Genomic DNA, 13,350 nt, shown 5'->3' with positions numbered 1-13,350 from the left:
ATGGCTGTTGGCGATTGTTAATATTTCAATTGCAATTTTTGCAAACGCAACATTTAATCGAAGGCGGGTGATACCGGCGATATGTGTCTTGACAGGAGCGAGACGCACATCAGGGTGGAGCAAGCCGGGCACCCAGGGAGCAATCGCAGGAACGGGAAGACGTCGATCCATTCCGGGTGGCGCGTTCATGCGTGAAAGGGAGGAATATGTCCACGAACTATATGAGCGCCGCCTCGGTGCGGACGAAGAACCCGGCTGGCGTCATCGCGACATGCGGCCTGATGATCATGTTCGACGGTTACGATCTTGTCGTTTACGGCGCGGTTGCACCGGCGTTGCTGAAAGAAGGCGCATGGGCGCTCAATCCAGCCATGGTCGGGCGGGCTGCCGCCTTGACGCTGGTGGGCATGCTGCTCGGCGCGCTGTTTGCCGGCACCATGGCGGACCGTATCGGCCGCCGGAAGGTCGTTCTCATCAGCCTTGCCGGATTTTCAGCGATGATGATCGCCTCGGCCATGACGCCGAACTTTCTTGCTTTCGAAATCACGCGCTTCTTCGCCGGTCTCGGCCTTGGCGCGCTCCTGCCGACGGTGACGGCGCTGGTGCTGGAGTTCTCGCCGCCCAAGCGCAGGGCACAGGCAAACTCCCTGTCGTTCCTCGGTTATCTTATCGGCGGCATCATTTCCGGCCTCATGGGTATTTTGCTTCTGGAGAGCTATGGCTGGCGGCCATTGATGCTGATCGGCGGCCTGCCGCTTATTCTTCTGCCGATCTTCATGCGGTTCCTGCCGGAATCGCCGGAATGGCTGGCAAGCAAGGGCCGGCAGGCAGAGGCAGACGGGATTTGCGACACTTACGGCCTGCAACGCATTACGCCGCATGCCAAGATCCAAAAGGGCGGCGTGGGCGCCCTCTTCTCGGAAGGCCGGCTGCTTTCAACGCTGAATGCCTGGGGCATTCACTTTTGCTCGCTTCTGCTGACCTTCGGCATGGTCAACTGGCTGCCCACCATCATGAACAAGATGGGCTACGACATCAGTTCGGCGCTCAGCTTTTCCATCATGCTCAATGTCGGAGCCGCAATTGGCATTCTCATCGGCGGGCGTTTCGCCGACAAGGGTAACGTCAAGGTGGTTGTGGCCGTCCTGTTTGCCATTGGCGCGGCCTCGATCTGGGCGTTGACGGTAAACAAGGGGCCGTTGCTCTATCTTTTCGTTGCCCTTGCGGGTGCGGGAACGATTGGAACCCAGATTCTTGCAAATGTTCTGGTGGGACGGCTTTATCCTGTCCATATTCGCGGTACGGGTCTTGGCTTTTCCCTAGCCGTCGGGCGGCTGGGCGGCATCGCCGGTCCGATGATCGGCGGTCTCGTGCTGCAACGGGGCCTGGCTCCGGAGTGGAACTTCTACATTTTCGGCTCGATCGCGCTGGTCGGGCTGGCTTTGACCGTATTGACCCTGCTCTACCGCACTTCAGGCGACGGGCGGGTTTGACTAAGATGATGTTGGCCGCAGGGCAAAACCTGCGGCCAGCACTAATAGATGGTCTAACCTCTGCGGCGGCTGCGGAGTTGCCCCAACGTCGCGAGTGTATTGCCGCTGATGGACGTGCTGCCGCTGCCGAATAGAGCGAGACGCGGATCCGACGTTGCGTTGTTCGCTTCGAATGTCAGCAAAAAGCGATTGACCAGTTTTTCGACCTTCTTGGGGTCCTGCAGGTCCTTTATCTTCAGTTTCTTCTCGATCATCTTTGCCTGCGCATCCACCTTGGAGTTTGCGGTTTCTGCGGGAATTCCAAGGGCGGTGCGGGTGAACTCCGCAAGCGCATTGTCGGCGAGTATGTCGTAGGGATTGGAAATGCTGGCGGCCATGCGCTTGAAATAGAGCGCAAGGCGAACGCCGGAATTTTCTTCGCCGACCCGCTGTTCCAGCGTCTGCCGAACATATTTGTCGCGTGTTTCCATGAGGCTGCGGGTGTTCTGCACGCTCTGGCCGGCTTTCGCGACGATATTCCCCTTGGCGTCGAAATTGAAGGAGCCGGCAAGTGCGCGGAAGCGGGCATCTTTTTCCGTATTGGCGAAGCTTTTGGGGTCCTTGAGGTCGGACTTGAAGATCTTCTTGAGGTAGTCGGTGGTGACCGTTTTGGGGTCGATACGCTGCGCAATCAGCATGAAATCGAGAAGGCGGCGGTCGGAGAGCAATTGATCGACGGTTTCAATCGTTTCCATTTTCTGGCGATAGTAGGTGACCTCCTTTTCGCCTTTCTCCCTGACCTTTTTGTCCTTGTCCCAACGGGTAACTTCCTTCAGATAATTTCGTGATATTCGGGTGATCTCGTTTTCCGACTGGGCGAGCCGGGGTGAGCCGATCTTGCCCTCGGCATCAAAGTTGAAAGCCTTGGCCAGCCGCACGAAACGCTCGTCTTTCAAAGTGTAAACGTAACTTTTCGGGTCTGACAGATCGCTGGTAAATACCCGTTTCAGCGTGAAGGACGAGGCTTCTTCAGCGGTAATATCGAAGGCCTTCAGGGCGAAGTTTCGAATGATGACCGCGCCCTGCGCGTTCGACAGAAAATCCTCGAGATTTTTCGTCAGGCCGATATAGCGCTGGTAGTTCTTGATTGCCTTTTCGTCCGCTGCTTCGTCCTTGTCATCGTAACGGCTGAAGTAGAGGTTCATCATGGTGTTGAGCTGTTCGGCGGTCTGCGCGACCTTGCCGGTCTTGATCTTGCCATCCGCACCGAAATTGAAGGCGCGTGCCAGATCGACAAGACCTTTGTCCTTCTCCTTGTGGATAGGGCTTTTCGGATCATTCGGATCCTGCAAGACGGCCCAGCCGATTTTCTTGTCCGTTTCATCATTGTCCGTCAGATTGAAGCTGACGATGAGCATCGTTCTCAGGCGCGCAAACTGCGTCATCTGGCTGGCGTCGGTGATGGTTTTCATCTTGTCCGCGAAATACTCGCGGTTGAGAACAGCTCCGGCCTGCGTCAGGCGGGGATTTGAAAGAACGTAGGTTTCGTTAATCAGTCGCCTCTGCGCAGCCGTCTGCGCCGGCATGCCGTCATCTACGCGGCCGTCGTCCCGGAAATTAAACGCGGCCGCCATCTCGAACAGTTTGTTGGCATCGTTGATACGCTTGTTATATTGGCTGATCAGGTAGTCGATCTTTGCGAGCGCCGGTTTGTCGGTGGACGCGACGCCTGCACGTTCTATGCGCAGATCGGCCGCCTTTGCCTTCCACTCCGGGATCAATGACTTGTAGGTCTTGTTGATGTAGCTATCGGCATTGCTGATATCGCTCGTCAGAACGTTTTTGACGTGCTTGTAGCTGAAGGTCTCGGGGTCGATGCCGAAGGATTTGAAGATATAATCCCGAAGCCGCGTGTTCTTGAAGATATCGTCGACATGCCCGACCTTCTCGATGGCCATGTTGTAAAAACGGGTCTCTTCCTTTAATTCGGCGCCTTCCTGTTCGATCGTAGCATGATAGGTGGCAATCAACCGGTCCTGCTGGGATTTTGTCTGAACCGATTTTTCCGCTTTGATCGTGCCGAAATCGAAAGAGGCAGCAAAGTCGCGGTATCGCGTATCCTTCAGTTTGTTGGCGAAGCTGTTCGGATCGTTGAGATTGCTTTCCAGCACCTTTTTCATGAAGGCGGTGGCATAGATCATTTCCTCCAGTCCATGTGCCTTCATGGCGTAGGAATAGAGCCGGAAGTCCTTCAGGAACGCGTCGAGGTTTTTGACCTTGCCGATATTATCCGCATAATATTTGGCGTCGCGCGATACGACGGGGTCGTTCGCGACGCGTTTCAGCGACAATTCCATATCACGATTGTAAAGAGCGTAAGTCGTATATGCGGGCAGCACCATGTGTCTCCGAAAAAACTATGGCAAAATCTGTGCGTGAGCCAGTTATGAAGCGGATAATTGCAGTATAGTCTTGCGCGTAGCTGTATAATTAAAAGTAATATTTAGGATAAATATTTTGTATTATTAAATTAGTTGAGATTTATATTGATTGTTTGGTGCGTGGCTGCGTTCAGATCGCGTGCAGGCAGAAGCGGCCCCAAGCGCCAACGCCAACACCACGCCGGCAGACAAAGGGGGAAGACTTGGCAAAAGCTGAGGGCGGCACATTTGTCCGGGCTGTTGGGACAGACATGCGAAAATACCGCTGGCAGCGTGTTCAGCGCTATCCTGAGGCAAGGCCGGATTAGAGGCTTTTTCTAGTGCAGTTCCGGGTACCGCTACGGGTTCTTGCGGGAGGCGGGGGCGATGGTCGCCATCTGCAACAATGTGCGCTCATTCGTGCGTTTGGCTCGCGCCAATGCATCGTCGCGATCTTCCGGCAGCGTGTAGGTCATGTAGGACAGCGAGGTTTCGAGGTCGTTATTGTTGTGTCCGAGGATGGCCGCGAAATAGCTGTTCTTGGTGACATGGGGCGGCGCGAAATTGTGATACGCCACCTCCGCATAAAGGTGCCGCAAGCCATAGGGCTTGGGCAGTTCTTCCTTCGGCCAGAAATCCTCGAACAGATTAAAAACCGTGTCCCGAAGCAGCAGGCGGGTTTCCGATGAAAAATCGTCGATCGACATGCCGTGCCACAATTTTCCCTGCCCGCTTTCGCGCAGGCGCTGGTAGGCGGACAGGATGGTTGCGGAGCGTGCAAGGACCGGGATCTCGTAGGTAATCCCGAATTTCGTTCCTTCGCCCTGCTTCGTCTTGGCCTGGCCGTTAAACAGGATGCTCCATTTGGAAACGCCCTTGCCATAGGGGGCGGGTGAAAACTCGGCCTGCGTAAAGACCTCGTAGGGGCGTCGCCCCGTCATGCCGATCAGGCCGATGCCGATCATCAGCGGATCGCTGGACTTGAGACAATCCTCGCAAATCTTCAGAACCTGCCGGTAATTTTCGAACGTGATCAGCGCACCATGCTTATTGGCGATCTTCTCCATCTTGACCCGGCGCGCATCGTCGTACATCGCTGCATCGCCGGTGGCGATCTTCAGCATCGGATGGTCGTCACCGAAGGCTTCGCGGATGGCGTTACGATATTTGGTGATGTAGGAAATGATCGTCGTCTGGGCGCGGCCCTTCATGACGGCGATTTCGGCGTCCCACAAGGCCTGCATCTCTTCTTTCGAGCCCAGGCCGTTCATCGCTGCAATAAAATCCGCGATCCGCAAAAGCACTGTCGGCTTGCGGCCGGCGGTGTTGAACTCCGCCCGCTCGATCTTTTCGACAATGGAGGTCGCCACGCCGGTTTTCGGATAGTCGGCCCGCTCTATATAGGTCTTCAGCCGCTCCCGCAGCTTTTTCATGTTGCAGATGGCAAGTGGGGTGCTCTTTGCGCCAAATTCGGCCTTCAGGGCATAGCGATATTTCATGATGTAAAGTTCGAGCGTCTTTTCCGTGCGGCCATTGTCGAAATGGTAGCGGACCTCTGCGTCCCAAAGATCGCGGATTTTTTTGTTTCGCAACGCCTCGCTGCTTTTCATCGCCTCCCTGACCCGACCGACGAACTGGTCGATGCGTTCCACGAGAACTGGAGTTTTGGTCTTTCGTGCGAGCATGCGGCGGCCCCTGAACCGGTCGGGAAATATAAAATCTATGATTGGCAATCAACAGAAGCATGGTTGCGGAAATGCCATGGATATCCGCCGCCAGCATATTTCTTTTGAATAATAGTTTAATCGATTCCGCAAGTATGGCCGTGATGCGTGGAACCTTCAAGGAAGGTCTGCGAGCCGAGATCGGTAAGTCGGGGAGCCGACATCCTGCCGGCGGCGCTTCAGGTGATTGAATTCTGATGGAAGTATGGGCTTCGGGAATTCTCCCGAAGCCGCAGAGGTTGCGACAGCCTATTTCGGTAGCCGGGTTTTCAGGGAGGTCACGATGCGCTTGGCAAGCCCCTCATAGTCCTCATCGAAATGGTGGCCACCTTCGATGCCGACCGTCTCCACGCCCTTTGCCTTCAGGCCGGGGCAGGGGTCTTCATCTTCTTCCTCCGTGCCATAGACGCATTGCACCAGCTTCGGATCGATCTTGACGATGTCGTCGATGGTCTTGCCGCCCTTGCCTTCGCCGGCAACGCCGAGCCAGCCCTGGACGGAAATCTCGAAATCGACTTCGGTCGAAAGTCCAAGCAGCGTCAGCTGCACGACATGGGATTTCGCGCGTTCGGGCAGGAGATTATAGGTGGCGGGAATGATATCGGCGCCAAAGGAATAGCCGATCAGCACGACGTTCCGAACCTTCCATTCCTTGCGGTAGGTGTCGATGATGCGCGCAAGGTCATTGGCCACTTCCTGCGGTTGTTTTTCTTTCCAGAAGTAACGCAGGGCATCGACGCCGATCACAGGTATCCCCTGCTTTTGCAGCGCGCCGCCGACTTCCTCGTCCAGATCGCGCCAGCCGCCGTCACCGGAATAGATCACCGCCATGGTGTCCATCGCCGGGCTCGTTTCGAGAACCGTGATCGGCAGGCCTAGCGGGCTGCTGGTATCGCCCGCCGCATCGACCTTGTCGGACAGGGTCTGAGACAAGATCTCATCCGCCTTGCCTGTCACATCAGTCACTTCGATATCGGGATGAAGCTTCACCAGGGCGTTAACGTGGTCGCGGCCCTTCTGATCCGCATCGGGCGTGAACAGCACGCTGACAGGAGCTGGCAGCGGGCCATCGGTCAGGCCATAAACCGTTTCACCGTCCACCTTGTCCTTGGTGGCGGGGGTGCAGAGTATCTTCTCAAGCGGCAGGCCAGCCTTGGGGTCGACCGCGATGGCTTCCTGAACGGTGGAGACCGGGCTTTGCGCGATCATGGCGAGCGCCAGCGTTCCGCCCTTGCCGATGCCGGTGAGGATAGGCTGGCGATAGCTGGCGGTCCCGGCGGTGCGCTGGATCTGCTGCGACAGCGACTCGATGTCCGAGATCATATAGATACACTCGTCATCATCGGCCTCGAGTGCCTTAAGATATTCCTTGAAATCGATGCCGACCACCGCGGCACCCTTTTCCACCAGTGCTTTGGCGCGTTCTTCGTCGGTGCCGGTCCATCCGTCCGCATCGGAAATCAGGAAGACGCTGGCGAGAATTTCGCCATCAGGCACCATGATGTGCTCGGCGGGGATCATGCCGGTGTCATAGGCTGGCTTGTCCTGCGAAAAGGCGGCACTGGAAGCAAACAACGGGGAGAGGAACAGGGCGGAAGCGGCAAGCGCTGCCTTCAGCATGCTGTATTTTCTCATTTTCCGATCACTCCTCTGACACCGCCACTGATCAGAACCGTCGCGTCCATCAGCGCCAGAGCGGCGTCTGCGCCATTCTGTACGGCGAGGTAACGCGGTTCCCATTTCGGGTGGAACTTCGTCTTGAACGCACGAAGGCCCTTAAAGTTGTAGAAACGTTCGCCATGTTCGAAAAGCGTGCTGCCAATGCGGTCCCAGACCGGTGCCGCATCGCGCTTCGACATGCCGGACATGGGTGCCATGCCGAGATTGAAGCTTTCATATCCCGCCTCGCGTAGATGCTGCATGATGCTGACGAAGAGGAAATCCATCGAGCCGCGCGGTGCATCCGGTAAAAAGCGCATGAGATCGACGGTGGCTTCCTTTTTGGTGTCCGTCACCATCAGATTGGCGAAGGCGGTGATCTTGCCATCCTTGCGCAGCACGGCGACGGGCTGGGAGAGAATGTAGTTGGGCTCGAACGCACCGAGAGAAAATCGCTTTTCCCTTGTATTGTGGTGGGTGAGCCAGCCATCCGAGACCTGCTTGAGATCATCCAGAATATCGGCAACATGCGATTGCTCGACAACTTCGAAGGTCAGCCCGTCGCGGGCGCCGCGGCTCAGTGATTGGCGAAGGGTCGCGAGCTTGCCGCCCTTCAATTCGAATGCGGTAAGATCGACCAGCGCCAGTTCGCCAAGCTTGAAGGCACGCAGGCCCGCATCGGCGCAATGGGACAGGAGGAAGGGCGAAATCTGGTAGAAGGCGGCGCGCGCACCCGCCGAACGGGCGGATTCCACGAATTGCCAGACCAGATCGGGAAAATCCTCTTCGTTGCCGACGGGGTCGGCGAAGGCTATCCATGACCGGCCTTGAATGCCGTACATGATGAAGGCGCTGCCGCTTTCCGAGAACATCACATGCTTGTCGCCCATGCGCACCAGATTGGCATCGGCCGAGTCCTGCTGCATGACGATGTCGGTTGCACGTTCAACGTCTTCCGGCTGGATGGAGTCCGGCTTGAAGGTGACCGGCCGCATCAGGCTGAAAATTGCAATGGTCGAGGAAGCGAGCACCAGGCCGAGAAGGGCGCGCAGACCGCGCGGTGCTTCCTCGGAGAACTCGAATTCCCACCACAATGTGTGGCTGTAATCGGTGTCACGGTAGACGAACAGAAGGATCGTTGCCGCGCCGGCGATGATGACGGCCATAGCGGCGAGCCAGCTTGGTCCCAGCGCCTGTTTGACCAGCGAGGCATGACGGTTGAAGCTGCGCATATTGAGGGCGAGCGCCGCGATGAAGATGCCGAGGAAGATTGCCTCGAAAACGGCGATCGCCTTCACCAGCGACAGGATGAGCGCCAGCGATGCAGCGACAAGGGCAATCCACCACGCCCCATCCAGCCGCTGCCCGAGGCCGCGGGAGGCGACAACGAGGCCGAGGCCGAGAATACTCGTCAGAAAGTGCGCCGCCTCGATGATCGGCAGTGGCACGAAATTCGACAGGAAATCCAGATTGCTGCCGGGCGTCGGCGTCACGCTCGAAAAGATCAGCATGGTGCCGAGAATGATCGCGAAGGTCGAGAGCAGCGGCGGCGCCAGCCGCACGGCAAGCTGGCTGATATCGGAGACCACCGGCTTGGCCGCGAACTGCTTCATTTCGGAAACGATCATTACCAGAATGGCAACAACCAGCGGCAGGACGTGATAGATGACGCGATAAAGAACGAGGCTTCCGAGCAGCTGATCGACGCTGATCGCGTTGCCGAGCCCGGCTACCATGACCGTTTCGAACACACCGAGACCGGCGGGAACGTGGCTGAGAACGCCAAGGCCAACGGCGGTGGCATAGATCGCGAAGAATGTCGGCCAGCCGAGATGCGTCTCGGGCAGGAGCACGTAAAGCACGGAGGCGGAGGCGGCGATATCAAAGGCGGAGACGAGGAACTGGCGCGAGGAGGTGCGGCTGTCGGGAAGGCGCAGTCGCCATTTGCCAAGCCGGATCGCCTTGCCGTTGCGGCCGATATAGGCGGTGGCAACGAGAACGGCAATGACGGCGAGCGCTCCGCCCCTTAGAACAGTCGGGTCGAGACCGATGATGGCGGCGATGCGTGGTGCGACGATGAAGGTCGAAAGGGCGCTGACCGACAAAAGCCCCAGCCCGAAGGACAGCGTGACGAAGGCGATGACACGGGCGATGTCACCCGGCGAAAGTCCCAGCCTGGAATAGGCGCGAAAGCGTATGGCGCCGCCGCTCAAGGGGCCAAATCCAGCAGTGTTGCCGATGGCGTAAGCGGCAAAAGCGGTGGCCGCCATGGACGGGAAGCGCACCTTTTTGCCGACATATTCGATCGCGTTGGCGTCATAGAAAATCAGCGACAGGAAGCTCAGCGCCGTAAAGACCATTGCAAGAAGAATGGCCGGAAGCGAAGTGTCCAGAAGGGCTGCGATCACATCATCGTACCGCACTTCGGATGTGAGGCGGTAAATCGCAAACGTCATCATCACGAAGATGAGCGTGATGGCGATGGCCGTCAGATAGGGCCGGTTTCTGGCAAAGAAGCTTTCAACCGGGGATTCGGTAATATCGGTCTGTATAATTTCGCTCTTGTCTGCCATTTGCTTTTTCCAGCGCCAGTCCCTTGGTTGGCGAACCACAGGATTGTGTCGCTAATTCGTTTCGGTTGAGGAAATTTGCTTAGCAGAAATGCGTGACGTGTCGATGTGAAGTTTGGCGACAAACCAACGGGATTTTCGCCGTTAAAATGAAAAATGCAACCAAAAAGAGCGATGTTCAAATTTTAGATCAAAAACTCCGTGAATTAAACGTTCCGATTGCTTGGAGGCGATGTTTGATGTGATTAAACGCTTCTTTCAATTGAAGGAAATGCAAAATGAACATGCCTACAAGAATAGTAATTTCGCTGATCGCAGCCCTTTTGGTGGGCGGCGGCTACATGGCTTATGACAAGATGCGGGGCGCCGAATGGGTTGTCTCGCCGCAGCAGATCGCTGATGCGAAGGCCGGCGGGCAGGCCGGATATGAATCGCGTCCGGGAACAGTGACCGTTCTGCCGATCCGTAGCGAGACGGCGGATGTACTACCGATCAAATGGGCCATTGCTGGTCTGGTCGCAGGCCTGCTGGCGTTTCGGTCCACGGGCAAAAAGAAAGCGGCAAAGGCCTGAGGCCTGCCGCTTCATGTCTCCGGCACGGAAGTCCGGGGAGAATGCCAAAGTCGGGGCGCGTTACGCGCCCCACGTTTTCTCCAGCACGCGTACCCAGTTGCCATGGCAGATCTTGGCGAGTGCGGCGTCGTCATAACCGCCGTTGCGTAGGGCTGTGACCAGCAATTGCAGATCGGCCGCATCCTTCATGGCTGCTGGAATGGTGGTGCCGTCGAAATCCGAGCCGAGTGCGACGTGATCGATGCCGATGCGGTTGACGATATAGTCGACATGGCGGACCAGTTCGCCAAGATCGGTAGCCGGGTTCTTCACGCCGTCCTGGCGCAGGAACAGAACGCCGAAATTGATGCCGGCAAGACCGCCTGTGTCGCGGATCGCGTCCAGCTGGCGGTCCGTCAGGTTGCGGCTGTGGTTGCACAGCGCATAGGTGTTGGAATGGGACGCCACCAGCGGTGCGTCCGAAATCTTCGCGATGTCCCAGAAACCCTGTTCGTTCATGTGGGACAGGTCGACCATGATCTTCAGTTCGTTGCAGGTCTTTACCAGCCGTTTTCCGGCATCGGTGAGGCCGGGGCCGATATCCGGTGTCGACGGGAAGCGGAAGGGAACGCCGTAGGCGAAGATGTTCGGGCGGCTCCAGACCGGGCCGAGCGTGCGAAGGCCAGCCTCGTGGAGAACATGCAGCGCATCCAGATCGGCGCCGATCGCTTCTGCGCCCTCGATATGGAAGACGGAGGCAAAGGCGCCCTCTGCCATCGCGCTGCGGATCTCGGCGGCCGTGCGGCAGACTTTCAGCGCACCGCCTGATTGTTTCTCGGCGCGGAACAGCAGGGCCGCCATGCCAAGCGTCGCCTTCAGCGCGTCCGCTTCAGCCGGTGTCGTGAAGTCGCCGTTCGCGTCCTTCTCCATGCTGGGCGAGGGGACGTAGATGGCGCAGAGGCCACCGGCCAACCCGCCCTTCCTGGCGCGCGGCAGGTCGATGTGGCCGACCGTATCACCCTCGATGAGAAGCGTTTCGGGAGAGGTATTGCCCGATCGCCATAACCGCAGAAGCACGTCGTTGTGGCCGTCGAAGACGGGTACGGTTTTTTCATCGGTCATGGTCATTCACCTTTGGATACGGGCGGGGCGCGGGCGCGCGGTCGTCAGACTTTTGAGAATTGGTAGATGAAAGGTCAAGGTCGGAGCAAATGCAATCCGTGCATAGGCTCTGCCAAATTTGGAATTGGTCGCGCCTCGTTTGCTCGTGGTAATCGCGGGAAAACATAAAAAAAATGACTGGATTGGGGCGAACCCATACCGTTTCCGAAAAATAAGGTCCGAAAGGGGATTTTCGATGATTTCAAGACGCAACCTGCTGATTGCCGGCGCTGCCGTACCGTTCCTGTCCTATGCGCACATTCCGGCATTTGCTGCGACGCCCAAGGATATTCTGGTGGTCGCGCAGCAGCTGGACAACATGACGAGCCTTGATCCGCATGAGGGTTTCGAAGCCGTCGGCGGTGAAATCATGTCCAACATGTACCAGAAGCTGGTGCGGGCGAACCGTGAAGATTCCACCAAGGTCGATCCGGTCATCGCGAAGTCCTGGGAAGCCGATGCGGAAAGCAAGGTTTTCACCTTTGTGATCGGTGACGATGCGACCTTCTCGAGCGGTGCGAAAGTGACCGCGGAAGACGTGGCCTTTTCGCTGCAGCGCGCCATCAAGATGAACAAGAGCCCGGCCTTCATCATCGGCCAGTTCGGCTTCACGCCTGACAATGCCGAAACCACCATCGTTGCCGCCGACGAAAAGACAGTGAAGCTGACGACGGCAAAGCCGACCGCAATCTCGTTCCTGCTCTATTGCCTCTCCGCCAATATCGGCGCGATCGTTGAAAAGAAGGCCGTGCTGGCAAATGCCTCGGGCGAAGACCTCGGCAATGGCTGGCTGCAGAAAAACAGCGCCGGTTCCGGCGATTTCATGTTGCAGGCCTGGAAGCCGAGCGAGAGCGTAGCGCTCACCGTCAACCCGAATGGCCCCTACAAGGGTAACATCAAGCGCGTCATCCTGCGCCATGTCACCGATCCGTCTTCCCAGCTTCTGATGTTGCAGAAGGGCGATATCGACATTGCCCGCGACCTGACCTCGGAACAGCTGCGTACCGTCCAGAACGACGCCAACATCGAGTTGCAGCGCAAGAGCATCGCCTCGCTGGTGCTGATCTCGCTCAATCAGGGCAATGAGAACCTTGCCAAGCCACAGGTCTGGCAGGCCATCAAATGGGCGCTGGACTACAAGGGCATGCAGGAAAACATCGTGCCGCTGACGCACAAGGTTCACCAGAGCTTCGAGCCGGAAGGTTTCCCCGGCGCCGTCAACGACACGCCGTACCAGCGCGATGTCGAAAAGGCCAAGGCGCTGATGGCGGAAGCCGGTCTTGCCGACGGTTTCGAAATCACCATGGATCACTATTCCGCCCAGCCTTACCCGGATCTGGCGCAGGCCATCCAGGCAAACCTTGCCGATATCGGCATCAAGGTGCGTCTGCAATCTGCCGAGAACCGTCAGGTTCTGACCAAGATGCGCGGCCGCGAACACCAGATGGCGCTTTCCGCCTGGGGCACGGATTATTTCGATCCGCATTCCAATGCCGATGTCTTCAACATCAACAAGGACAATGGCGACGACGCCAAGTCCAAGCCCTTCCTGTGGCGTTCGCGCTTCAAGAACGACGACTTTGCCGCGAAGGCAGAAGCCGCCCGCGACGAGAAGGACCCGGCAAAGCGCATCGAGCTTTATGAAGCGCTGCAGCGCGAGCATATGGAAAACAGCCCCTTCGTCTTCATGTTCCAGACGACGAAGACTGCCGCGTTCCGCAAGGGCGTTTCCGGCTTTGAACTCGGCGTTCTCTCCGAGGGCAATTCCTACCACGATGCTAAGAAAGCGTAAC

General features: G+C 57.4%; 8 protein-coding genes. 3 read left to right on the top strand and 5 right to left on the bottom strand.

Annotated elements, in window-relative coordinates; translation table 11 throughout:
- The first annotated feature begins 206 nt into the window (after positions 1-206).
- Positions 207-1,493 (top strand): MFS transporter, encoded by a 1,287-nt coding sequence (locus tag RBH71_RS24650; RefSeq protein ID WP_003514137.1) that lies wholly within the window; start codon positions 207-209, stop codon positions 1,491-1,493.
- Between the two features lie 53 nt (positions 1,494-1,546).
- Here RBH71_RS24650 and RBH71_RS24645 read toward each other — a convergent pair whose 3' ends face one another.
- The 4 genes from RBH71_RS24645 to mprF form a co-directional block, all read right to left on the bottom strand.
- Positions 1,547-3,874 (bottom strand): DUF1217 domain-containing protein, encoded by a 2,328-nt coding sequence (locus RBH71_RS24645; RefSeq protein ID WP_003514133.1) that lies wholly within the window; start codon positions 3,872-3,874, stop codon positions 1,547-1,549.
- A gap of 377 nt (positions 3,875-4,251) precedes the next feature.
- Positions 4,252-5,577 (bottom strand): telomere resolvase, encoded by a 1,326-nt coding sequence (locus tag RBH71_RS24640; RefSeq protein WP_003514131.1) that lies wholly within the window; start codon positions 5,575-5,577, stop codon positions 4,252-4,254.
- 288 nt (positions 5,578-5,865) lie between these two features.
- A complete protein-coding gene (locus RBH71_RS24635; protein WP_019565052.1) occupies positions 5,866-7,236 on the bottom strand; it encodes a virulence factor in 1,371 nt (456 codons plus the stop codon).
- Between the two features lie 11 nt (positions 7,237-7,247).
- Entirely contained in the window at positions 7,248-9,848 is a 2,601-nt protein-coding gene (gene mprF / locus RBH71_RS24630; RefSeq protein WP_003514127.1) for a bifunctional lysylphosphatidylglycerol flippase/synthetase MprF, read from the bottom strand.
- Positions 9,849-10,123: 275 nt separating this feature from the next.
- Here mprF and RBH71_RS24625 point away from each other — a divergent pair, with 275 nt between their 5' ends.
- Positions 10,124-10,417: a hypothetical protein gene (locus tag RBH71_RS24625; protein WP_003514125.1), complete on the top strand. Its 294-nt coding sequence runs from the start codon at positions 10,124-10,126 to the stop codon at positions 10,415-10,417.
- Positions 10,418-10,477: 60 nt separating this feature from the next.
- Here RBH71_RS24625 and RBH71_RS24620 read toward each other — a convergent pair whose 3' ends face one another.
- On the bottom strand, positions 10,478-11,518 hold the full coding sequence (locus RBH71_RS24620; protein WP_003514123.1) for a dipeptidase: 1,041 nt from the start codon (positions 11,516-11,518) through the stop codon (positions 10,478-10,480).
- Positions 11,519-11,753: 235 nt separating this feature from the next.
- On the opposite strand from RBH71_RS24620, the gene RBH71_RS24615 reads away from it, so the two are divergent.
- A complete protein-coding gene (locus RBH71_RS24615) occupies positions 11,754-13,349 on the top strand; it encodes an ABC transporter substrate-binding protein (RefSeq protein WP_003514121.1) in 1,596 nt (531 codons plus the stop codon).
- Position 13,350 lies beyond the last annotated feature (1 nt).

The sequence above is a fragment of the Rhizobium sp. AN68 genome (assembly GCF_030758035.1).
Classification (GTDB): domain Bacteria; phylum Pseudomonadota; class Alphaproteobacteria; order Rhizobiales; family Rhizobiaceae; genus Agrobacterium; species Agrobacterium tumefaciens.
The sequence above is the reverse complement of the archived record's forward strand: the minus strand, read 5'-3'. Positions and strand labels throughout refer to the sequence as shown.